Origin of the sequence: Idiomarina sp. 017G, from assembly GCF_004362265.1 — a bacterium.
Classification (GTDB): domain Bacteria; phylum Pseudomonadota; class Gammaproteobacteria; order Enterobacterales; family Alteromonadaceae; genus Idiomarina; species Idiomarina loihiensis.
In genome coordinates this window covers 338,475-361,510 of record NZ_SNWT01000001.1, presented here as the reverse complement: position 1 = coordinate 361,510, position 23,036 = coordinate 338,475, and the positions used below count along the sequence as shown (strand labels likewise).

24 protein-coding genes are annotated in these 23,036 nt (G+C 46.3%); 11 read left to right on the top strand and 13 right to left on the bottom strand.

From position 1 onward, the window contains the following. Positions 1-59 precede the first annotated feature (59 nt). Entirely contained in the window at positions 60-938 is an 879-nt protein-coding gene (tsf, locus tag DEU30_RS01765; RefSeq protein ID WP_011234095.1) for a translation elongation factor Ts, read from the bottom strand. Between the two features lie 15 nt (positions 939-953). Next, positions 954-1,682 carry a 30S ribosomal protein S2 gene (gene rpsB / locus DEU30_RS01760; RefSeq protein ID WP_011234096.1) on the bottom strand — a complete coding sequence of 243 codons (729 nt, stop codon included), beginning with the start codon at positions 1,680-1,682 and terminating at the stop codon, positions 954-956. A 285-nt stretch (positions 1,683-1,967) separates the two neighbouring features. Here rpsB and map point away from each other — a divergent pair, with 285 nt between their 5' ends. Genes map through dapD form a run of 3 tightly spaced genes read left to right on the top strand, consistent with a single transcriptional unit; the run spans position 1,968 to position 6,250 of the window. Next, positions 1,968-2,756 (top strand): type I methionyl aminopeptidase, encoded by a 789-nt coding sequence (gene map, locus DEU30_RS01755; protein ID WP_034820440.1) that lies wholly within the window; start codon positions 1,968-1,970, stop codon positions 2,754-2,756. Between the two features lie 20 nt (positions 2,757-2,776). Continuing rightward, positions 2,777-5,416 carry a [protein-PII] uridylyltransferase gene (gene glnD / locus DEU30_RS01750; protein WP_114981481.1) on the top strand — a complete coding sequence of 880 codons (2,640 nt, stop codon included), beginning with the start codon at positions 2,777-2,779 and terminating at the stop codon, positions 5,414-5,416. 9 nt (positions 5,417-5,425) lie between these two features. Then, a complete protein-coding gene (gene dapD, locus DEU30_RS01745; protein ID WP_034820436.1) occupies positions 5,426-6,250 on the top strand; it encodes a 2,3,4,5-tetrahydropyridine-2,6-dicarboxylate N-succinyltransferase in 825 nt (274 codons plus the stop codon). Positions 6,251-6,253: 3 nt separating this feature from the next. Here the strand turns inward: dapD and truC are convergent, their stop codons facing one another. Continuing rightward, complete coding sequence (gene truC, locus DEU30_RS01740) at positions 6,254-6,964, bottom strand: tRNA pseudouridine(65) synthase TruC (RefSeq protein WP_114981482.1); 711 nt, start codon at positions 6,962-6,964, stop codon at positions 6,254-6,256. A gap of 2 nt (positions 6,965-6,966) precedes the next feature. Beyond that, positions 6,967-7,311: a YqcC family protein gene (locus tag DEU30_RS01735; RefSeq protein ID WP_011234101.1), complete on the bottom strand. Its 345-nt coding sequence runs from the start codon at positions 7,309-7,311 to the stop codon at positions 6,967-6,969. Between the two features lie 93 nt (positions 7,312-7,404). Here DEU30_RS01735 and DEU30_RS01730 point away from each other — a divergent pair, with 93 nt between their 5' ends. Both DEU30_RS01730 and DEU30_RS01725 read left to right on the top strand, forming a co-directional pair. Then, entirely contained in the window at positions 7,405-8,436 is a 1,032-nt protein-coding gene (locus DEU30_RS01730; protein WP_011234102.1) for a DUF3549 family protein, read from the top strand. After that, positions 8,436-8,747 (top strand): DUF3301 domain-containing protein, encoded by a 312-nt coding sequence (locus DEU30_RS01725; protein WP_011234103.1) that lies wholly within the window; start codon positions 8,436-8,438, stop codon positions 8,745-8,747. Before DEU30_RS01730 ends, DEU30_RS01725 begins: the two co-directional genes overlap by 1 nt. Position 8,748: 1 nt before the next feature. Here the strand turns inward: DEU30_RS01725 and DEU30_RS01720 are convergent, their stop codons facing one another. Together DEU30_RS01720 and syd are read right to left on the bottom strand one after the other, a co-directional pair. Continuing rightward, on the bottom strand, positions 8,749-9,429 hold the full coding sequence (locus DEU30_RS01720; protein ID WP_011234104.1) for a GNAT family N-acetyltransferase: 681 nt from the start codon (positions 9,427-9,429) through the stop codon (positions 8,749-8,751). 97 nt (positions 9,430-9,526) lie between these two features. After that, on the bottom strand, positions 9,527-10,078 hold the full coding sequence (gene syd, locus DEU30_RS01715) for a SecY-interacting protein (protein WP_114981483.1): 552 nt from the start codon (positions 10,076-10,078) through the stop codon (positions 9,527-9,529). Positions 10,079-10,137: 59 nt separating this feature from the next. Between syd and queF the strand changes: the two genes are divergently transcribed. Continuing rightward, the gene (queF, locus tag DEU30_RS01710; RefSeq protein ID WP_114981484.1) at positions 10,138-10,962 is read left to right on the top strand and encodes an NADPH-dependent 7-cyano-7-deazaguanine reductase QueF; all 825 of its coding nucleotides are present in this window, start codon (positions 10,138-10,140) and stop codon (positions 10,960-10,962) included. A gap of 6 nt (positions 10,963-10,968) precedes the next feature. On the opposite strand, the gene DEU30_RS01705 is transcribed toward queF, so the two are convergent. Continuing rightward, positions 10,969-12,774, bottom strand: a complete 1,806-nt coding sequence (locus DEU30_RS01705; RefSeq protein ID WP_114981485.1) for a PDZ domain-containing protein — start codon at positions 12,772-12,774, stop codon at positions 10,969-10,971. Positions 12,775-12,925: 151 nt separating this feature from the next. Here DEU30_RS01705 and DEU30_RS01700 point away from each other — a divergent pair, with 151 nt between their 5' ends. The 5 genes from DEU30_RS01700 (at position 12,926) to DEU30_RS01680 (ending at position 18,903) form a co-directional block, all read left to right on the top strand. Beyond that, positions 12,926-14,449 (top strand): GGDEF domain-containing protein, encoded by a 1,524-nt coding sequence (locus DEU30_RS01700; protein ID WP_114981486.1) that lies wholly within the window; start codon positions 12,926-12,928, stop codon positions 14,447-14,449. 74 nt (positions 14,450-14,523) lie between these two features. Continuing rightward, a complete protein-coding gene (gene ppnN / locus DEU30_RS01695) occupies positions 14,524-15,879 on the top strand; it encodes a nucleotide 5'-monophosphate nucleosidase PpnN (protein ID WP_114981487.1) in 1,356 nt (451 codons plus the stop codon). Between the two features lie 7 nt (positions 15,880-15,886). Then, positions 15,887-16,273 carry a DUF3192 domain-containing protein gene (locus tag DEU30_RS01690; protein WP_011234110.1) on the top strand — a complete coding sequence of 129 codons (387 nt, stop codon included), beginning with the start codon at positions 15,887-15,889 and terminating at the stop codon, positions 16,271-16,273. Next, positions 16,270-17,793 (top strand): hypothetical protein, encoded by a 1,524-nt coding sequence (locus tag DEU30_RS01685; RefSeq protein ID WP_114981488.1) that lies wholly within the window; start codon positions 16,270-16,272, stop codon positions 17,791-17,793. Before DEU30_RS01690 ends, DEU30_RS01685 begins: the two co-directional genes overlap by 4 nt. A 105-nt stretch (positions 17,794-17,898) precedes the next feature. Further along, positions 17,899-18,903 carry an isocitrate dehydrogenase gene (locus DEU30_RS01680; protein WP_011234112.1) on the top strand — a complete coding sequence of 335 codons (1,005 nt, stop codon included), beginning with the start codon at positions 17,899-17,901 and terminating at the stop codon, positions 18,901-18,903. A gap of 93 nt (positions 18,904-18,996) precedes the next feature. Here the strand turns inward: DEU30_RS01680 and DEU30_RS01675 are convergent, their stop codons facing one another. The 6 genes from DEU30_RS01675 to DEU30_RS01650 all read right to left on the bottom strand — a co-directional run bounded on the left by DEU30_RS01675 (position 18,997) and on the right by DEU30_RS01650 (position 22,954). Then, positions 18,997-19,302 (bottom strand): helix-turn-helix domain-containing protein, encoded by a 306-nt coding sequence (locus DEU30_RS01675; protein ID WP_114981489.1) that lies wholly within the window; start codon positions 19,300-19,302, stop codon positions 18,997-18,999. Between the two features lie 15 nt (positions 19,303-19,317). Next, positions 19,318-19,674: a type II toxin-antitoxin system RelE/ParE family toxin gene (locus DEU30_RS01670; RefSeq protein ID WP_114981490.1), complete on the bottom strand. Its 357-nt coding sequence runs from the start codon at positions 19,672-19,674 to the stop codon at positions 19,318-19,320. 271 nt (positions 19,675-19,945) lie between these two features. Next, positions 19,946-21,055 carry a 23S rRNA (cytidine(2498)-2'-O)-methyltransferase RlmM gene (rlmM, locus tag DEU30_RS01665; protein ID WP_114981491.1) on the bottom strand — a complete coding sequence of 370 codons (1,110 nt, stop codon included), beginning with the start codon at positions 21,053-21,055 and terminating at the stop codon, positions 19,946-19,948. Then, positions 21,055-21,435, bottom strand: coding sequence for a DUF423 domain-containing protein (locus tag DEU30_RS01660; protein ID WP_114981492.1), 381 nt, complete (start codon positions 21,433-21,435; stop codon positions 21,055-21,057). Before DEU30_RS01660 ends, rlmM begins: the two co-directional genes overlap by 1 nt. Next, positions 21,432-22,055: an alpha/beta family hydrolase gene (locus DEU30_RS01655; RefSeq protein WP_114981494.1), complete on the bottom strand. Its 624-nt coding sequence runs from the start codon at positions 22,053-22,055 to the stop codon at positions 21,432-21,434. The genes DEU30_RS01660 and DEU30_RS01655 overlap by 4 nt, the downstream gene beginning before the upstream one ends. Beyond that, positions 22,055-22,954, bottom strand: a complete 900-nt coding sequence (locus DEU30_RS01650) for a transcriptional regulator GcvA (protein ID WP_011234116.1) — start codon at positions 22,952-22,954, stop codon at positions 22,055-22,057. Before DEU30_RS01650 ends, DEU30_RS01655 begins: the two co-directional genes overlap by 1 nt. Positions 22,955-23,036: the final 82 nt, after the last annotated feature.

Genomic DNA, 23,036 nt, shown 5'->3' with positions numbered 1-23,036 from the left:
GAACGCTCAAGACGCGGTTTATAATTTTCTATTTCATGGGGCTGGTCGAGACCACGCTATTAGCCTTTACTCGCTGCCGCCACTTGTGCCTGAACTTCAGAAGCGAAATCTTCTTCTTTACGTTCAATACCTTCACCCACTTCAAAGCGAACGAAAGTCACAACATCAGCACCAGCTTTCTTCAGTAACTCACCAACAGTCATTGATGGATCTTTAACGAAAGGCTGACCTGTCAGGCTGATTTCGCCGGTAAACTTACGCATACGGCCTTCAACCATTTTTTCAGCAATTTCTTTCGGCTTACCGCTTTGCATTGCGATATCAACCTGAATAGAACGCTCTTTTTCTACAACTTCAGCTGCAACGTCTTCAGGCTTAACGAATTGCGGGCTGCTTGCTGCAACATGCATGCACAGGTCACGAGCCAGATCTTCGTCACCGCCAGTTAAAGCAACAGCAACACCAATGCGGGCACCGTGAGTATAAGTCGCAACAACGTCGCCAGCTTCAAGAGTTTGAACACGACGAACGTTCATGTTCTCGCCAATTTTAGCCACTAAGTCTTCACGAGTTTTCTCAACAGTCTGACCATCAATGTCAGTTGTTTTTAATGCTTCAACGTCATTTTCTTTATTAGCAAATGCTGCGTTGATAACTTTATCACCGAATTCCAGGAAGCTGTCATCGCGAGCAACAAAGTCGGTTTCACAGTTCAGTTCAACCAAAGTTGCCTGATTACCTTCAGATTTAACTAAGATAACGCCTTCAGCCGCAACACGGCCTGCTTTTTTAGCTGCTTTTGCCTGACCGCTCTTACGCATCAGTTCAATTGCCGCTTCCATATCACCGTCGACTTCCTGCAATGCTTTCTTGCAGTCCATCATGCCAGCGCCTGTGCGCTCGCGCAGTTCTTTAACTAGAGCTGCTGTAATAGCCATGATTCTATTCCTCGATTATTCAGTTGCTTCGACGAAATCGTCTGAGTCTTTCGCTTCAACTTGCGCTGTACGTGCTTCTTTTACCGCTTCAGCAGCAGTGTTCAAGTATAATTGAACCGCACGGATTGCGTCATCGTTACCTGGAACAATGTAGTCCACACCGTCAGGGTTAGAGTTTGTATCCACAACAGAAACAACTGGAATGCCCAGGTTATTTGCTTCTTTAATAGAGATGTGTTCGTGATCAGCGTCGATAACAAACAGAACGTCAGGTAAGCCGCCCATGTTTTTGATACCGCCTAAGCCTTTTTCCAGCTTTTCCATTTCACGAGTATTAACCAAAGCTTCTTTCTTGGTCAGTTTCTCGAAAGTACCGTCCTGGCTCATTGTTTCAAGGTCTTTTAAACGCTTGATTGATTGACGAACTGTTTTCCAGTTAGTCAACATGCCACCTAACCAACGGTGGTTTACATAGTACTGACCACAGTTAATGGCTGCTTCTTTAACCGCTTCAGCTGCTGCGCGCTTAGTACCAACAAACAGGATTTTACCTTTGTTAGAAGCAACGTGCTGCATATAGCTCAACGCGTCGTTGAACATAGGCACAGTTTTTTCGAGGTTAATGATATGAATTTTGTTACGAGCACCAAAAATGTAAGGTTTCATTTTTGGGTTCCAGAAACGAGTTTGGTGACCGAAGTGGACACCCGCTTTCAGCATGTCACGCATTGACACGTTAGCCATAATATTTTCCTTTTTAGGGGGTTAAGCCTCCATACATCCCATAAGCCGACCTGTTCTTAGACAAGCACCCCGCCTTATGTGTCGATGTATGTGTGGATTATAATTTACATACAAGTGTACTTTGTTGGCATAAGGCCAAAAAAGCGTGCGTTTTATACCATAAAGCCGAGCCCTGCACAACAAAAAACCTTCGCTAACTTCTGCTTTGACCCACCTCAAAGATAGCGAATTTTATCAGTCACTGTTAAACTGTCGGCTTTTCCAGCAGTCATGGACAGGAAGAGAATGACCATCTCAATTAAGACACCCGAAGAAATCGAAAAAATGCGCGCCGCAGGCAAACTCGCCGCCAGTGTGCTTGAAATGATTGGTGAATACGTCAAACCAGGCGTAACCACGGAAGAACTGGATGATATCTGCCATAAATACATCACGGATCATAACGCCTATCCAGCACCATTAAACTATCACGGTTTCCCTAAATCGATATGTACGTCGGTTAACCATTGTGTCTGTCATGGTATTCCTGGCCCGAAAAAACTGAAAGACGGCGATATCATGAATATTGACGTTACCGTTAAACTGGATGGTTACCATGGCGACACTTCGAAAATGTTTGTTGTGGGTAAACCTTCAATAATGGCCGAGCGGTTAATTAAGGTAACTCAGGAGTCGCTTTATAAAGCCATAGAAATGGTTAAGCCAGGTATCAAGCTGGGTGACTTTGCTGAAGTTATTCAGAAACACGCCGAAGGCCATGGCTATTCTATTGTTAGAGAGTACTGCGGTCACGGTATTGGCTCTGTATTCCATGAAGACCCACAAATTCTGCATTACGGTGAGGCAGGTACTGGCGAAGAGCTAAAAGCCGGTATGTGTTTCACTATTGAACCTATGGTAAATGTGGGTAAGCGCCATACTAAACTGATGAAAGACGGCTGGACCGTACTGACTAAAGATCGCAGCTTAAGTGCACAGTGGGAACATACATTATTAGTTACCGATAACGGTGTTGAAGTACTGACACTGCGCAGTGATGAGCCTGACTTAGCGCGAGTTATCGAGCACAGCTAACGCATTTGCAGGGGGAGCCTATGGCTAACGTTCAAGAAGATAAAGACTTTCACGGGCGCTGGCCTGACCGAACCCTGCAACCTTGCCTAAAAGACTACAAAGCGCTTTTAGAAAGTTACCAAAACTGGTCTGCAGCACGTTTTGTTACCGCCGATATCGATGAGCTGGTTCATCACCGTGCGACCTTCTTTGACCAGCTAATTAGCCAGTTGTGGCAGCAATTTCAGCTTGAAGACGAGCCGGCAAGTATTTTAGCTGTGGGTGGCTATGGTCGTGAGACTCTGCACCCGGGTTCAGATATCGACCTGCTCATTTTAGTGGGCCCTGAAAATGCTGAAGCCGAAGCTAAGTTGTCTGAAAAACTCGGACAGTTTGTTACCTTTTTATGGGACCTGCACCTGGATATCGGCCATTCGGTACGTACTATCGAAGACTGCTTCGCTCAGTCAGAAAACGATATCACGATAGCCACAAACCTTATTGAAAGCCGATACCTCTCAGGAGCTGAATCGCTTTACAATGAATTTCATCAACAGTTGTTAAATGACTTCCCCTGGTCAAGCCGCGATTTCTATCAGGCCAAGCTGGATGAACAAAAGCAGCGCCACCAGCAATACCACAGTACATCTTATAACCTGGAACCGAATATTAAATCGAGCCCCGGAGGGCTACGTGATATTCAGACCGTAGGCTGGATTGCTAAACGTCATTTCCGTACTCACTCAGATGAAAACCTGGTTGAGTACGGTTATATGACAGCCGATGAATTCGTTGAACTGCGTGACTGCATGAACTGGCTATGGCGCATACGCTTTGCCCTTCATCTGGAAGCAGGTAAACGCGAAGACCGCTTACTCTTTGACTTTCAGCCAGGCGTAGCTGTTCGCCTGGGCTACGGTAATGACGGTAAGGCATCCGTTGAAACCATGATGAAAGATTACTTTAAAGTGGTCTTACGCGTCAGCGAGCTTAACCAGATGCTTCTGCAGTTTTTTCATCAGGCGATATTAGGAACACAGGACTTACAACACGCTGAACATATTAGCGATGACTTTGCGGTTGCGAATAAACTGTTAACAGCACGCCACGACAAAGTATTTGATAATCACTGCAATATTATCCGCGCTTTTGTCTGCATTGCGGAACACCCGCAAATACAGGGCATACACTCGAATACCATACGTTTACTCAGAAATGCCCGAGCCCAATTAAGCGAACCGTTAAGCCATGACCCAGAATGCCGCGACTTATTCAATCAGCTGATTCAGCATCCCAGAGGCTGTGGTTTGTCCTTTGCACTGATGCATCACCACAGTGTACTGGCAAGTTACCTGTCGCAGTGGCAACAAATTGTCGGACAAATGCAGTTTGACCTTTTTCACGCGTACACAGTAGATGAACACACCTTTCGTTTAGTGAGAAACTTATACCGCTTTAGTGACGAAGATTATCAGGACCAATTTCCGCTGTGCGAAAAGCTCGTTGCGCAAATGGATCGCCGTTATTGCCTGTATCTGGCGGGTATCTTCCACGACATAGCTAAAGGTCGCGGCGGTGATCACTCAGAGCTTGGTGAAATGGATGCGCGTAATTTTTGCCACCAACATGGTTACAGCGAAGAAGACGCCGAATTGGTTGCCTGGCTGGTGCGGCATCATTTAACCATGTCGGTTACCGCGCAAAAGCGGGATATTCATGACCCTGAAGTTATTCAGGACTTTGCAAATCAAGTTTCGACGCTCGAGCGGCTAGATTACCTTTACTGTCTTACGGTGGCTGATATTCGGGCAACTAACCAGTCGCTGTGGAACAACTGGAAAGCAACTTTACTGGAAGAGCTTTATAACGCCACTTCTTACTTGCTGCAGCAGGACAGTAATAAGCCTACTCTGGATATTCGCCAAAGAATTAATGAAAATAAAGCCAGTGCAATGGCCTTGCTACTAAGTGCAGGCTTTGAAAAAGCGGAAATTCTGGCGTTATGGGGACGTTTTACCGCAGACTATTTCTTCCGCCATACGGCAGAGCAAATCAGTTGGCATTCACAGCATATTCTGAACCTGCCAAGCGAGCAGTTGCCGCTCATTCTCATTGGAGACGAAAACAACTACGGCACAACCGAGTTGTTTATCTACCATCACGAAGAGGGGCATTTGTTTGCCTCGGTTGCCGGTGTTCTCGACAGTCAGCAACTCAACATTCTGGACGCCCAAATTCTGGCTACCCGCGATGGCTTTGTTATGGATACCTTTGTGGTACTGCAACGAGATGGCAAACCGTTAACAGAGCCTCATCGTATTGAAGAGGTAAAACAACAATTGCTGGATGTTCTGCATAAACGGATACCCGTTCCCAGCACTAAGCGGCCATTGTCGCGTCGCATGAAGAACTTTTCGGTGGCAACTGAGGTCACTTTTATACCCAGTAAACACCACGGCCGTACCACCTTCGAGCTGGTGACACTGGACAGACCGGGGCTTATTGCTAAACTTGCCGCTATTTTACAACAACAGAACGTTATCCTGCTGGCAGCGAAAATCACGACTATAGGCGAGCAGGCAGAAGATTTATTTATTGTCACTACCGAGCAGCAAACCGCCCTTAGCGACAAACAGAAAAAAACATTGAAAGCAAAAATTATCAAAGACCTGGAGTTTTAAATTCTTATCATGGAAAACATAAAGCAGCGCATCATCGATGCATTTGAACAACGTGATCAAATCAATGCCCGTACCGACAACGATGACCTTCGTGAAGCTGTGCGTTACGTTATCGACGAAATTGACCGCGGCGAGTTACGGGTAGCCGAAAAAATTTCCGGTGAGTGGGTTGTTCATCAATGGCTGAAGAAAGCGGTTCTGTTGTCATTTCGCTTAAACGACAACGACCTGATTGAAGGCGGAGAAACCCGCTTCTGGGACAAAGTGCCAGCCAAATTTGCCGACTATGACAGTGCCCGTTTCCGCGCCGAAGGCATGCGTGTTGTACCACCCGCCATGGTTCGTAAAGGTGCCTTTATTGGCCGCAACGTTGTCGTAATGCCATCGTACGTTAATATTGGTGCTTACGTTGGTGAAGGCACTATGGTGGATACCTGGGCTACCGTGGGCTCCTGTGCGCAAATTGGTAAAAATGTTCACTTGTCCGGCGGCGTAGGCATCGGTGGTGTTCTGGAGCCGCTGCAGGCCAACCCAACGATTATTGAAGATAACTGCTTCATTGGTGCGCGCTCAGAAATTGTTGAAGGCGTTATTGTTGAAGAAGGCGCAGTGATTTCCATGGGCGTTTACATTGGCCAGAGTACCCGTATTTATGACCGCGAAAATGACCGCATTCTTTATGGTCGCGTACCTTCGGGTTCCGTTGTTGTACCGGGTTCCTTGCCTTCCGCAAATGGAACGCACAGTCTTTACGCTGCTATCATTGTTAAGCGGGTTGATGCTAAAACTCGTGCCAAAGTCGGTATCAATGCCCTGCTACGCAGCGCGGAATAACTTTTACTTAAGAAATGGCTGGTGAAACTCATTCGGCAGTGGTATTTCCAAATTGATGGACTCGCCACTGACCGGATGTTTAAAGCTAAGTCCAGTCGCTGCCAGCAGTAAACGGTGACAATTAAAGTGCTCGCGAAAGAAGTTATTATGCCGTCCATCACCATGGTTAGTATCACCGACAATGGGATGCCGAATGTGTGCCATGTGCCGACGTAACTGGTGCTTACGACCCGTTTCTGGTTGCATCTGAACCAGTGAATAACGTGTGGTGTCATGTTTTTTACTGACTTTATAAGGCAGTTCAATCTGCTTTAAACATTGATAATGCGTTACCGCAGGCTGCTTATCTTTATCCGGATCCGCGTCTTTATCAGCAAGCTTATCAAGTTCTTCTTTCAGTGCGTAATCAATAGTGCCCTTTTCTGGTAAGTAACCTCTGACCACAGCGTGATATGTTTTGCTCACTTCGCGCGCGGTCAGTTGCTCTGTCATGGTACGGGCAACATCGCTATTTAAGCCAAAAATCAACAAACCGGATGTCGGGCGATCTAAACGATGAACAGGATAAACGTGGCAACCCAGTTGATTCCGCAGCATTTGCATTGCAAACTCACGGGCACCGCTGGCTATACGGCTTCGGTGAACCAATAAGCCACTGGGCTTATTAATAACGGCAAGGTGATCATCCAGATAAACAAGTTCTAACTGACTCACCGTTAGACATCTTCCTGCAAAGGGTCAGTTCCGCTGAGCAACACATCAAATTCACGTATCAGTGCAATAAGTTGTTCGTATTGTTCCAGCTCGCTGCGGTATATATGCGCAGCCATGGGGCTAACGGCAATCCCCTCAGGCAGAGGTCGCTTGCTATCCACTAACGCCCACATTCGGGGAAGCATAATAAACTGCAACCACTGATGAAACTCCAGCGTGTCGACAGCAAAAGGCTGCTGACTCTCTAACGCCTGCACCGGCGGGTGGTGAGACTGCCATAAGCCAAGACTGTTCAGTTCACGCTCTATTCTATCCAGCAATCGAGCGGCTTTCTGATACTGCTCCATATCAGACTCCGTTACCACATCATTGTATAAACCGATATAATGGCGCCATAGTGATTTAATACGCCTTAAAATTCAAGCAAAAAGGGAGCGCCTGTGTCAGCACCGACCATCACCACCTTGGGTGAGTTTTTGCAAGCCGGCCAAGCCGAATACAAAATTTTTGATATTGGCAGATGCCTGACGGAGCTGTCTCAAGAAGAGTTTGCAGCCATTGAGCAACAACAGCGTCCGTACCCCTACCCCATTGCGCGGCAAGCTCAATTGGCAATACTGTTCCAGCATAAACAACATGACCAACAGCCTTTTATTTGGTTTTTGCAATTTCCGTTGGACGAGCGCGGTCTTTTAAATATAGCCGCACGTAATCAATACCTGGAGTATGTGGTCAATGCATTGGGCCATGAAATAACCGGAGAAATGACCGAAGAGCAGCAAAAGCAGCTGCAACAAAACCCGTATTTATTAACGCCGAATGAGCAACAGCGCGCGGCTTTGCATGCCCGGGTTCAGCGCCAGCAAAAGTTGTCGCCGTCTATACATTTTGAAACGGCGGAAGCGTATTTAAAGCAGCCTGAAAGCGGCATAGACTGGCAACAAATGGGCTTGCAGGGGTTACATGACTGCGCTGCCCGGTTAGAGCAATTGCCGGAACTGAGCAAAGCCATAGCAACGCATTTCTCTCATTATCCGAGTGCGGTGCGCCAGCCGTTGGCGGTTGCGCTTGAGCAACAAAGCCTGACGCCACCGGTAAGAGACGCTCTTCTGCAAAACCTCGAGAGCAGTAATGCTCAACTATGCACTGACAGTTTGCGTGCGCTGGCCTCCGCTTCAGCTCATCCTCGGGTAAAAAAGGCAGTAAACAAGCTGGTTCCACATGCCAATGCCGATCAGCTCGTTGTTATTGCTGCGCGTTTATGGCCCGTGCTTTGCGAAGAGCAAAATTTGTTGCGCTACTTAGACGCCATAGCAGAGCTTGATAATTCACTGTTTGATGCCTTATTCCAGGATATTATTGCCCTGCCGGACATACGTCCGTTACTGTTATCTATTATTGCTCAACAAAAACAGTCTGCGGCGGTTAATGAAGCATTAAACCGATTAAAACAACAGACTCAGGGAAGCTGATGAATTTACTCGATGTCATTGTTTTACTGGCGCTGGCAACCGCAATATGGGTGTTTTGGCAACACCGCCAACAGTCAGAAAGCGCACAAAAACATGCAGTATTTTACTGTAAGCAGCAGGGGCTTCAGTTTTTAGATATTCGTCGCGAGGACACGCGCTGGTCTTTTAAAGGCAGCCAGCCGGGCTGGCGTAGTACTTTTAAAATGGGCTTTAGTAGCGACGGCGAAACTCGTTATGAAGGCGACTTAACCCTTCATAACCAGCGTTTGGTAGGTGTTGAGCTACCGCCGTTTCGAATTCCCGCGCAATAATTTAATCAGGCTGCCGTTGGTAGAACAGAACTTCACCTGGCAGCTTTTCCACTTCTATCTGAGCTTGAATGCGATAGCCGCGCTTTTTAAAGAAAGCCTGATAATCCGAACGAGTCACGTAAACGGCTATCCCTTGTGATTCCGGGTCTTCCTCAAAAACCGCTTTGGCAGCTTCAACAAGTAAATGCCCCACTCCCTGCGACTGATACTGTGGTGCTACCGCAATAAATGCCAGCATATGGTAAGGCACATCAGGCATCGCTTCCTGAATTAAGCGTTCCTTTTCAAGTACCTGCTTAGTACTCAAAAAACCAGCCGTTAATAACATGCTTATTCGCCAATGCCAGAAACGTCCGGGACCAAAGCTTTTACCAGGACGGGTAAGACACGCGACACCTAGTAGTGTGCCACCATCTCTAATACCAATAATAGGCTGTCCGCTTTCCCAGAAAGCGTTTAAGTCTTCGCGGATAGCCGCCCGTAAACGCTTATCGTAGTCAGGTTTGTCTGACCGGAAAATCTTTTGCAGTAATTCATCATCGTAATACGTCTGGAACAAAAGCGAGGCCGCTAATTTCAGATCTTCAGCAACAAGGTAAACCAGCTCGCCCTGAACATGCTCATTGCTGTTTTCACCTGCTTCATCAATTTCGTTTTCCGTTTTTTCTGTCAGACCCTGCATAATGAATAGCCAATTGTAAGTTTTTCATAACACCAACTTAACCATTTTTCGGAATTCTGTCGAGAGTCATTTATCCGCCATTCAGGCAAGACTCTCATCAAGAGTTTTTATCAGTCTCAACTTGAGGCTGACAATTATCAAGCCAGTCAGCCAATGAGTCAGACAGAACTTCGTGTTGTTCCTTACCTACCCATTCGAGTCCAACCGCACCACTTTGGTTATCTATGGTTACCAACAACCCGTCATCCTCGCTACCTAAACCAATAAAGACCGTTTCAGGCTGTTTCAAACGACGCTTCATTAAAATGTGACCAGTAATATTCTCTAATAAACGTTCACCGTCTTCTGCACTCTGCGTCTGTAGTAAACTAATTGTGTGCCCCTGATAATCAAGCGCAAGGTCTCCTGCATACCAGCGGCCAAACAAAGTTTTAATACTCTGATGGAAACTCATTTCCAGAGCACTCTCAAGATCATCAAAGTTTAACGCTTCGGGTTGCCGGCACGGCGTCCACTCAACCGTATTCTCATCAATCACAGTTCCGTAAATTGGGCTATTCCACTCTTCTACATACTCGGTATAGCGCACAGGAACATTTTCCTGATAGCGTGTCATTAGTGCATCTATTGATTCTTCTAACGTCTTCATCTGGTACTTACACCTCAGAAAATTTACAATACGGCCATTGTACTTACGGAGCGACTTAAATGCCAAAGAAGGACGCACTAGACCATTTATCACTGGGTCAGCACACCGACTACCCGAATGAATATGATCCGAAGCAGCTGCAGCCAGTCCCCCGCTCACTGAATCGGGAACCTATAGGGCTTAAAGATAAGCTACCTTTTTCGGGTGTGGATTTATGGACCGGTTATGAAGTCTCCTGGCTAAACTCAAACGGACTGCCACAGGTTGCGGTGGGGTATTTTGCAGTGCCAGCAGAAAGCCCTAACCTGGTCGAGTCCAAGTCGTTTAAGCTTTATTTAAACAGCTTCAATGACTCGCGTTTTGAGACCTGGGAGCAGGTGCAACAACTGATGGAGACCGATCTTTCCGCTTGTGCCGGCGCGCCGGTTAAAGTCAAGCTAAAACAGGTATCTGAGCTGGAAGGTGAATCTGTGGCGACTTTCCCGGGTCATTGCATAGATGATCAGAATATCAGTATTTCGCATTACGACTATCAGCCGTCGCTGCTTGCTACAGAACAAAATGAAACAGAAGAAGAACTGCACAGTCATCTGTTAAAATCGAACTGCCTGATAACCAATCAACCCGATTGGGGTTCGGTTTACATTCATTATCAGGGGCCGAAGTTGGATCGCGCTGCGCTGCTGGCTTATCTGGTCTCATTCAGACGTCATAACGAATTCCACGAGCAATGTGTTGAGCGCATTTATCAGGACTTGAAAGCACTAGGAATGAAAAAGTTGACGGTTTATGCCCGTTACACACGTCGTGGCGGTCTGGACATAAACCCATTTCGTTCCGACTTCGAGCCAGCGCTGCAAATGCAACGCATGGCCCGACAATAACGAATTTTAAGCGTTAGGGTGCGGAATTTGTAACCATTGCAGAAAACGAGCTTTCTGTTCAGCTGTGGGCTCGTCCAATGGTTCAATTTTCGCATCGGTTGCAGGGGTTGGTTGCACCGTTAAGGTTTTCTTGTGCAACTGGTCGCGACGGAAGAATGTCACTTCAATTGAATCACCCGCTTTATATTCAGAAAAAGCGTCTTTAAAACGACCATCAACTACGGTGTGTCCGTCGTAAGCAACAATGACATCGCCCGGCGTAAAGCCCGCTTCCCAGGCGGGGCTGCCTTTACTAACCCGGGTCAATTCCATTCCTCCGCTGGCTTCACTGGCACTCCAGCCAGCCCAGACTTTCTCAGCTTCGGGTTCACCCTCGTCTTCATCCTTGTCCTGATCGTAAACCAGCTCTAAACCCACCTGATCCAGCATACTCTCAAACGGAATATTTGCAGCCGGACTTTCAACATTTTCTTGCCACCAGTCCTGCCAGGACTCACCCGTTAAATCTTTCAAAATAGTTAGCACGTCGGCTGAGGTGAAGCCCTGCTCTTCGGCATCGAAGCGCTGATACAATTCATTATGCACGTCGCGATAGCTAACTTCCCCATCAGTTGTTTTCAACAATTCGCTGTCCAGCAGCCAGGAAACCAAAGCACCTTCCGAATAAATATTCACAGAATCGTTGTGCGCACGGTCTCCATATTGATCAATCCACGCCTCAAAAGAGGCCTCAGCCACTGACATAACCTCCCGGCCTGGTTTTGATCGATAACGGTCAATACTAGTTGCTACTCGTTCAAAATATTCAGACGGTTCCATAATGCCCGCCTGTAATAACAAATGGTTCTGGAAGTAGCTGGTTGAACCTTCCGCAATCCAGAATAAATCAGTGTAGTTTTCCTCTTGATAATCGTATGGAACCAGCCCGTCCGGACGATAAGCTTTCACGTTCCATGTATGCACAAACTCGTGTGACGCTGTGGACATAAACGACAGGTAATCATCGCGACTGGCAAAGCTGTATCTGGGGCGCTGGATAATCGTCGAGTTTTTGTGCTCAGTCGCACCACCCGCGCCGGTTGTCGCGTGGATCATGAAAACATAACGCTCAAATGGGTAACTGCTCCAAATCGAATCACCGGTAGCCACCAGCTTGTGTAAGTCTTCGACCGTTTTTTCAGCGTCGTAGTTACCCTCTCCCCAGAATACGACTTCATAATCGCGATTATCCTGAGTGAATTCATAGTGTTTGTTAATGCCCGTTTCTATCGGCGAGTCAACTAAGACATCCCAGTTTGCGGCCGAGAACTGGTGCTCGCCTTCTCTCTCCATACCGGAGTAACTCTTCCACTCGCCCGGAACATCCAGAGAAACGGACACCGGCTCATCACGCCAGGCGTCTGCATACATAAATACAGCAGAGGCATCTAAGTAGGCATGAGTATCATCGATATGACGACTGCGACGCCCAAGTTGATTGGCGTAAATTTCGTAGTCAACGGTTACTTCACCGCTGTCTTCAGGTAAGTATACGCGCCAGGTGCTTTTATCGACCTTTTCCCAGCGAAGTTCTTCCCCGTTGCTCTGAGCATCAAAGTCACGAACGCCATTAGCGAGATTCAAAATGCGATAATAACCTGTTCTCCAGGCTGGCATTTTTACATCCAGAAACTTAGCGTCACTGGCCGGGAAGGTTATAGACACTTCGCCTTTGTGGTGCTCAGGTTGCGTTAAATCAATTTTATAATCGGTATTTGCCAATACAATGGAAGGTGCCAACATAACACCAACAGCTAATAAGCTCTTGCGCACAGTTTATCTCCGTTAGTTTCGCTTTATTTGTTAGTTAACTTGTTCAAAGACTACCACAATTCACCAATAGAAAATAAATTCAGATAGGTTAGACTTTATGGGATTATTTTTCGTATTATGCGTATTGACTTCAACATTTGGTAGGTGAGCATTGGCAATACCGGAAACACCGCAAGAGCAGGTTCAGCACCTTAGCAAGAAGCTACGACAGAGCATCCAGTCGCGTAAACAGATAGAAGACGACTATCTGCGCGATTCGCAACGTTACTCAAACTTTGTGAACGACCTTTGTCTGGCATTAAATGGTGTTGATAGTGAGTTAGACGGTTTACTGCATAAATTACGCGGTCACCTGCAGCAAAATGCGTCCGCTGCGGTTCTAGAGCCCATGATGCAACAAGTGGGTGAGGTAATTTCTCAGCATACCATTCGTATGCAAACGCTGCTGAAAGAAACCAACGAAAGTATCCAACTGGCATTACAGTCTATTAAGCCACGTGATAGCAGTGGCAGAAGCCAGCTGCAAAAAATAGCAAATGAATTCGAGCAACCAACAATGACGGTTTCTCATTATTTGCCATTAGTAAACCAATTACTGGCACTTTCCTACCAGCAGCAAGGTACTCAGACAGAAACCCAAGTAGCTCAATATCAAAGTCAATTGCTTGATTTACTCAGCGAAGTCGAGTTTCTGGGAAATGCTGCTGACACCTTGCAGCAAGTAAAAGTAGCTTTACAAAAGCCGCAAACTAACGAAACCTTGTTAGCTATAACCTTGAAGGTTATGCGGCTGGTGTTTAACAACATCAACGATGAACGCCGCTCAGCACAACTATTTCTGCAACAATTAAATGCTTCTTTAGAGTCTGTTCAGAGTGTATTAGGTAAAACCATAAGTCATTCTGCGGACTTTGCCGACCAGCGACTGCACCTGAACCAACAACTAAAAAGTGGCGTCTCCGAGATAAAAGCTTGTGTCACTGACGCGTATGAACTGAACGATTTAAAAGAATCGGTAGGTTTGCAGCTACACCGTTTAGGTGAAACTTTAAATCAGCACCTAAAGTTGCATGACGAAGAACGTCAAAGTTTCCATAGCAACACACAGGCCATGGAGCAGAAACTCCGTGAAACCGAAGAGCAGGTTTTACATTACAAGCAGGAGCTGGCTAAACAAAAGTTCCGCAGCTTACAGGACAACCTGACCAAGCTGCCTAACCGCTCTGCTTTTGATGAGCGCTTAAACCTGGAATTCCAGCGTTGGGTCAACGATGAAACCCCGCTGAGTATAGCCATTATCGATGTTGATCATTTTAAGAATATTAATGATAGCTTCGGCCACATTGCCGGCGACAAGACCTTACAAGTTATCGCAGGTACTCTTAGCAAATCGTTACGAGAATCAGCTTTTGTTTGTCGCTATGGTGGCGAAGAGTTTGCTATCATATTCTGTTCTGATGGACAAAGTGCCTATCAACATATCGAGAATACGCGGGAGAAAGTGGCTAATATCCCGTTTAAATTTAAAACCGACGATATACGCATTACTATTTCCGCGGGAATAGCCGAATTTAAATACAATGAAGATACACCGCTGGCGGTTTTTGAAAGAGCCGATAAGGCGCTCTATGAAGCAAAAAATAGCGGGCGCAACAAAGTCATCACAGCAAAATAGAAACCAACGCTGAGGATCACCGCCGGCACAAGGATGACGCCGAGTCATCGTTATTACAGGAGTATGGAAAAATAATGAGAGCAAGCATTTCTCCAAGAGGCACTATGTCTCTTTTGTCACAACTGGAAATAGAACGTTTAAAGCAATCCTCAAACAGCCAACTTTATAAATTATTTCGCAACTGCTGTCTCGCGGTCCTAAATGCCGGAAGTAATACCGACAGCAGCGCTGAAATTTACGATAAGTATAAAGATTTCTCCGTTAATATTATCCGCAAAGAGCGCGGTATTAAAATTGAGTTGATTGAACCGCCGGCGGAAGCTTTTGTTGATGGCGAACTCATTGTCGGTATTCGTGAGTTACTGGAATCCGTATTGCGCGATATTCTCTTTACCGGAGAGCGCTACTCAGAAGAAGAACTGAAAGACGCCGACAGCGCTACCCTAACCCACGTGGTGTTCGATATTTTACGCAACGCCCGTACTATTCAGGCCATGCAAGAGCCCGATATGGTTGTTTGCTGGGGTGGTCACTCGATTAACGAAGCTGAGTATAAATACACTAAAGAAGTGGGTTATCAGTTGGGTTTGCGTGGCTTAAATATCTGTACCGGGTGTGGTCCGGGTGCCATGAAAGGCCCTATGAAAGGCGCGACCATTGGTCATGCTAAACAGCGTATTAGTGGTGGTCGTTACCTGGGCCTTACTGAGCCTGGCATTATCGCTGCCGAGCCACCTAATCCTATTGTTAACGAACTGGTTATTTTGCCCGATATTGAAAAACGCCTGGAAGCTTTTGTTCGCTGTGCGCACGGCATCGTTATTTTCCCGGGTGGCGCGGGTACGGCTGAAGAGCTGCTGTATCTTCTTGGCATACTGATGCACCCGAAAAACCAACAACAAAGCTTACCAGTTATATTGACGGGCCCTGAAGCGTCTAAAGATTACTTTGATGCGCTGGATGCCTTCATTGTCGAAACTCTGGGTGAAGAGGCTCGCGGCTTTTACCGTATTATTATTGCTGACCCATCAGGGGTTGCACAGCACATGCACGCAGGCATGGCAGCCGTAAAACAATACCGCCGTGATTCTGGTGACGCTTACTACTTTAACTGGACCTTGTTTATTGATGAAAACTTCCAACGCCCGTTCTACCCGACTCACGAAAATGTGGCGTCACTGAACCTGCACCCGGAACAGCCTAAAGAAGAGTTAGCAGCGGACTTACGCCGCGCATTCTCAGCTATTGTTGCCGGCAATGTGAAAGATGGTGGCATTCGCCAAATTAGAGAAAAAGGCGTATTTACCATTCACGGTGAAAAAGAGTTAATGAAACGACTGGACGTATTGTTAAGAGCATTCGTCGAACAAGGGCGTATGAAATTACCAGGTTCGGTGTATCATCCTTGTTATAAGGTTGTTACTGACTGAAGGATTTATGAAAAATAAAGTCTTTGTCATACTCGCCATTGGCGCTGTTTCTTATCTAGCTATAGTAGGAGCAGTGCTGATGCTTTATCAGGCTGATCCTGCTGATTTACAGTGGCAGGAACGAGAGACCTACAACGCCAGACAAATTGGTCAATTTGATCTGGGTATGTCAAAAGACAGTGTTATTCGAGTTTTAGGCTCACCAGACATAACTGAAGCGAAAGCGTCATCTGAAGGTGACATGCAAGTTCTGTTTTATCGAACTCATCACGTGACTTCTGACGGAATCACGACTAAAGATGAATGTACCCCTTTGGTTTTTCGCGATAATAAGCTTATCGCCTGGGGTAACGACTCTTATCGTGACTATCAGAATTATCAGAGGCGAGAATGAGAGAACTGACCGAGTGTTGTGAAAAAGCGGCAAGTTTACTGAAACAACACGACGTTCGTCAGCTTTATCGTCTGGTTCAGTTTATTGATGAAGAGTATCAACAAAACCGCTGGCCTGAACTGCTTCCCCTTTACGCTCAGCAACATGCTCAGGACAATAATCAGCTAATAAGTGAGTTACTCGCGGTTTGTGTAAACGCGCTGCATTGCGGTTACCAATGGTCTTTGCACTCACATTATCGCCGAATTCTGGCCGCCGCTTGCGTCAGTGAGAAACTCAACCCAGACCCGAACTACTGGAAGCAACTTCATTTAAGACAGCCGCTGTGGCTGTCTGCTTTAGAGTCTTTAACACTAAAATCCGCTGATATTGTCTTTTTTCGCTACTGGGTTAACGCCTTAACTCAGGTTCAGCTGCAACGTAGTAAGCCCACACAGGCATTTTTTCCCTTATTGAATGGCGAATTCCGCTACCGCTTCTGGGCGCTGTTAAATCAGCAGGATACGCTTCCGGTAAGACTCACTGGTCAAAAGTTTTCACATCACAAAAACCAGCAGACCGCGGTACTTTTAGGTTATGAAGGAAAGCACCAGATTCTGGCTCTATTACATAAGCTGGACAGCCCGTTTTATGTCAGCCCGGACGAAACACAAAATTGGCAAGTTAACGACAAACCTCTGACACAGGAACAAATGAGCGCACTGGCTCAGCATCGGTTGCTAAAACAAGAGCAAACAAGCACAACACAACAAACGCCCAGACAACTGTTACGGGCAATAAACCGTTACGCCAATGCCAGTGGCGCCTTAAACGCAGTAATTCAGCAAATTAACCAATTGCCTTTTTTAGCCAGCAGTCTTCATGCCGCCGTGCATCAGAGCGAACGCATTGGCTACAGCGAAGCCAGCCGTATGGACTTGAAACAGTCTTATTTATGGCTAGGCTCTAAACGAGCTTCAGTTATTCTTGCGACCGCTTTTTTACAACACCAATTTTCATTAAATACAATTCCTCTGCATAACGCATTGATGCAAAAGCTCGGCTTACTGACCACAACGCTACAGCACTTATCGGCAGAAACCGGCGTTAGCCTGCCAACCCCGGCTCCGCTACTTGCCCTACTTTCAGGCTCCGATCTTTTTCGTCACCCAGAGCTGCTTAAATCAGCGAAGTGGCCCCGTCCGCGAGAAATAGAACACTGCTATAGCACAAGTTGGGTTGGCTCTGCACTGGATATCAGTGACTTTCGCCGCAGTCGACAATTAGTTAAGCGCTGGCAATTGCCTCCGGCTACCGAAAATTTATTAAACCCCGATAAAGCCGAGACCAGCAAATTAAGTGCACTATTTTTCTTAGCCCACTATTTAACGCTAAGCACTTATTATCCAGAGGTGTCGTTAAGCAGTTCAGTAAAATCGATGCTAAAGTCTTATTGTCAGCAACTGCAAATAAACAGTGAGCAACTGACCCGAATTAAAGCTAAATCGGCTTTTGAAAGTCACTGTTACTCACCGTTATAACCTATATTCACTGGCTGAATAATGCTTTGCTAGTCAGTATTAGCGCGGCAATGGTAGAATTACCGTTCCTGTTTTTGTTGTAACACGGTTTAAAGGAATCAATTCATGAGTAGAACTATCACAGTTATTCCAGGTGACGGCATCGGCCCGGATATTGTCGAGTCTGCAACAGCCATTCTTGATAAAGCAGGTTGTGACTTTGAATATGAATACGTCGACGCTGGTCTGACTGCTTTGGAAAAAACCGGAGAGTTATTACCTCAAAATACTCTTGATGCGATTGAACGTAACGGTGTTACATTAAAAGGTCCACTGACTACTCCGGTTGGCGAAGGCTTCACCTCTATTAATGTCAGCCTGCGTAAACATTTTTCGCTATATGCTAACGTACGCCCTGTTTTGTCTTTTACCGGCACCCAAGCGCGCTACGAAAACATTGATATTATTACCATTCGTGAAAATACCGAAGGTATGTATTCCGGCTTAGGCCAAAAAGTGTCTGAAGACGGTAATGAAGCAGAAGCAGTCAGCAAAATTACCCGTGAAGGCGCTGAGCGGATTGTCCGTTTCGCCTATGAAACCGCACGCCGCGAAGGCCGTAAGAAAGTCACCGCAGTGCATAAAGCCAATATTCTGAAGTCCACTTCTGGTCTATTCTTAAAAGTAGCGCGTGAAATTGCGGAAGAGTATCCGGACATTGAATCAACAGAAATGATTGTTGATGCGGCCTGCATGCGCTTAGTTATGAACCCTGAAGAGTTTGACGTTATTGTTACCACCAACCTGTTTGGCGATATTCTGTCAGACCTGTGCGCAGGTTTGGTCGGCGGCTTAGGTATGGCACCCGGCGCTAACATTGGTAAAGACTGCGCCATTTTCGAAGCTGTACACGGCTCAGCCCCGGATATTGCCGGTAAAAACCTGGCAAACCCAACCTCAGTTATCTTAGCGTCAATTCAGATGCTGGAATACTTGGGCATGCAAGAGCAAGCCGAAAAAATCACCAAAGCACTAGAAGACGTGATTTCCAGTGGTGACCGTACCACTCGTGATTTAGGCGGTTCGCACGGTACCACTGATTTTACTCAGGCAGTTATTGAGCGTCTTTAACAAGACTCAGCTTACAAGGCCAGCCTGAATTAACAGCAGCCAGTTTTCCCGAATTGGGAAAGCTGGTCTAATAGTATAGTCAGACTAACTTATTTACTTAAACTGATTTATCTCAACGTTCTGGCCATCTGGGAACTTAGCGTGTAACTCCAGTGTTCCCCCTAAAGCTTCAACGTAATGTTTCAATGTACTTAGCAGAGCATCAGGCCGTGTCTCGACCTGAGATATATTAGATTGAGCAAGGTTAAGCTTTTTAGCAACAACAGACTGGTTAAACCCCCGCGCTTTTCGTACTTCCGCCAGAGTCATTTCCGCAATGATACCAACCGCTTTAGCTCTCGCAGCGGCTTGTACTTCTGGCTTAATTTTCTTTTTCATCTCGTGCAATGACTTTGCCATAACCACCCTTAATCTCTAGCTACTATCAGTTTTCAAATAATCCAGAAACAACTTTTCAGCTAACGGGATCATTCGTTTATAAAAGGCTTTATCCCTACTTCCATCTTTACGCCCGCCACATAACAAAACTGCCTGTCTTTTAGGATCAAATGCGTAGAACACTCTAAATGGCTTCCCGTCATGTTGAATCCGGAGCTCTTTCAGGTTCTTCAAGGCTTTTGTTCCTTTTAAAGTATCAGCTTGCGGCCTTCCCAAGCCAGGACCTTTAATTTCCAGTACATCTATCATCGCCTGAACATCGACTTGCTCTGCATCATTAAGCGTAAAAAACCAGTCTTCGTAGTCATCCGTAACTAAAATTACCCAATCCATGGTTTACCTCTAAAATATACACTTAAAAGTATATACTTTCAAAAGTATATTACATATATTTATTCACTGAAAAAGTCATCCAGTAAGTGACGGAGTATAGACAGTAATTTAAGAGTTGAAGGCGGGAACTTAGCTCATTCTTACATAGGACATCAGGAGTTAAAGGATATTATTCAATTGTACTTAAAGTCTTAGTGAAAAGCAGAGATATTGAGAGTATGACAGGAAGTACAGGCATAGCCATGAATGAACTCAGGCTATGCCATTAAAGCTAGCTGCGGGGCAGCCAGCGCAAGTGTACGGTAATTTCTTCACGGTCGTGGTAAAGGTGCTTGGCCTGAATTTCAAACGGCTTAGTCCCCTCGGTTTGTAGCTGTTCTTTAATCTGATCCAGGTAGCCTTTAACAGCAGCATAGCGCTGACGCATTGGTAGCTTAAGATTAAAGATGGCTTCTTCACAGTCACCTTCGAGTAACCAACTGGTCATCAGCTCGCCGACACGTGCGGGTTTTTCAACCATATCGCACACCAGCCAGGTAACATTTTTGCGTTTCGGACGAAATTTAAAGCCGTCTTCCTGAATGTGCTTAACCTGCCCGGTTTCCATTAAGGACTCAGCCATCGGGCCGTTATCAACCGCTTGCACCATCATACCGCGGCGAACCAGCTGATAAGTCCAGCCTCCCGGCGCTGCACCAAGATCTACCGCCTTCATGCCCGAGTGAACACGTTTTTCATGTTCGTTTTCAGGTACAAATACCTGAAAGGCTTCATCCAGTTTTAACGTTGAACGGCTTGGTGCCTCTTTTGGCATACGCAAACGCACAATACCACCGTTGTGTAAGGTTTGGTTATAGCTGTATGAATAGCCCACCAAGGCATGCGCCGGGTTGACGAATAACACATGCAGCATCGGTCGTTTAGCTAGCGGCTTATTACTTAAAAGATCTTCTTTACGCAACGCCTGACGCAGCGGCACGCTGAATTTTCGGCAGAATTTGGATAGCTGGTTAGCTTCATTAGTATCTGGAGTTCCCACCCGTAACTCACCGGCTAAACCGAAGGTTTCCTGGTGAGGTTTTAATACCTTTATGACTTCGCTGGCACGGTCTTCAATACCAGCCACTTTAACAGACCCCAGTAAGGCAAACATTTCGCGCGCAAAGACCAGGTCTTTCAGCGTCAGTTTACGGGCAATATGCTCTGCTTCTTCGTGCTGACAATGATAGGTAACGTAAGCTTGCTCGGGTTGTGTCTGGCAATAACCATAAACACCCAGTTCCGCGGTTTTATCCTGAATTTCGGCCGCGCAATCACCTTCGAACCCAGCACGACACAGCAATACAATGCCACTACCTCTGCCGTTAACAATCTCACTCATTAACTACCTGCTCCTAACTTTATTGCGCCAACTAATAAACTGACCCAGCCAGCAATAAATAATAACCCGCCAATAGGCGTTATAGGCCCAAACCATTTAACACCGGTAAGTGCTAAGGCATACAAACTGCCGGAAAATAAAACCACGCCAGCCAGCCACAAATAACCACTGGCAACAAACCAGACTGACTGTGACTGCTTTAACCAAAGCGCTAAAACAAACAGTGCCAACGCGTGATAAAATTGATAAGTGACTCCGGTCTCAAAAGCGCTCAGCAAACTCTCGCTTAATTTCGATTTTAAACCGTGCGAAGCAAAAGCGCCCAACATAACGCCGGTACCGCCTAAAATGGCGGCCACAATTAAAAATATCTGACTCATTGAATAAACTCCTTAATGGCATCTGCGGCCTGTTGCCAAAGCTTAGGCGTATTCTCCGCTTTGGCTTTTGTGGCGGCAAAACCGTGATCGGCACCCTCTAGCCACTGCAACTGCCAGTTATGCGGCAACTCCACGCTTTGCCCCTGCTCCGCTCTTTTTAAAAGCGGTTTACTGAACGGGTCCCGTGTTCCCTGCAAAATAAGACCGGGCGCCTGCGTCATTTCTAATTCTTCAAGGCGTGACTTCTCAGGTTTTTGCGGCGGATGGAACGGAAACCCCAAAGCAATTACTGCTTTCGCGCCGGATTTATCGGCTAAACGCAACATCACCCGGCTTCCTAATGACTTCCCCATCAAAACTAACGGCTTATTATCTTGCTGTAATTCGATCAGTAGTTCATCAATCGCATCGAACAATGCCTGCATTTTATTCGGCGGCCGTGGCTTACCAGTTTCACGAACCTTTTCCCAATACGGAAAGTCCGGACGGACAAGCTCTGCGCCAAGCGCTATGCCCTGCTCCGCAAAGAAATCCATAAAAGCTGTGTCGGGACCACCTCCTGAACCGTGCAAAAACACGATGCGGAAGGCTCCTTCCGGGTTCTGTTGTTGATAACGCATTATTGATTAAACTCTTGCTCTTCTTTTTGAACCAAGTTTAGCAACCACTGACGGAAGGTCGCGATTTTACCTATCTCCGCCTGATTGTCACGACAAACCAGATAAAACGCTTTATTCCGCTGCAAAGCCTGAGGGAAAATACGAACCAGGTGGCCACTGTCAATTTCAGACTTCACCAGCACATTATTGGCTAATGCAATGCCCTGCCCGTGGACCGCCGCCTGTAAAGCCAGGCTCGAATGACTGAATACCGGTCCGTTATCGCCTTTATACTGAGGTAATCCCACCAACTGAAACCAGTCCTTCCAGGCATTACGGGTTTCGTCGTGCAGCAAAGTTTGCTTGAATAAATCTATCGGCTCTTTGATATTCGCTTTGTTCAGTAACAACGGCGAACAAACCGGCCATAAGTATTCTTCATGCAATTGGTATGCTTTTACCCCGGGCCAACGCCCGTCGCCATAATAAATAGCAACGTCCACGTCGTCGGTTAACGAACCACTAATTTCATCCACGGCTTTAATTCGTATATCCATATCCGGGTGTTCTTCGCGAAAACTACTGAGCCGGGGAACAAACCATAAAATAGCGAAACTTGGAGGAACCGACACGGTCAAAGCCCCACGCTCAGACACTAGCCGAAGTTTATCGGTAGCCTGCGCCAGTTGCTCAAAAATATCCCGTAATTCTAAGTAGTATTCCTGCCCTTCTTCGGTCAGTAACAGCGAGCGGTTACGTCGAATAAAAAGCTTAAGCTCAAGAAAGTCTTCTAACGCTTTTACCTGGTGACTGACGGCCGCCTGGGTCACAAATAACTCTTCGGCTGCTTTGGTAAAACTGAGGTGACGCGCTGCCACTTCAAATGATTTAAGCGCGTTTAAGGGAGGTAATTTCCGCATGCCATTAACTAAAAAGCGTCTCTGTTTAGTAGATAACCACCACTATAACAGAGACGCCCTTAGTTCGGCTATTCATCATTAC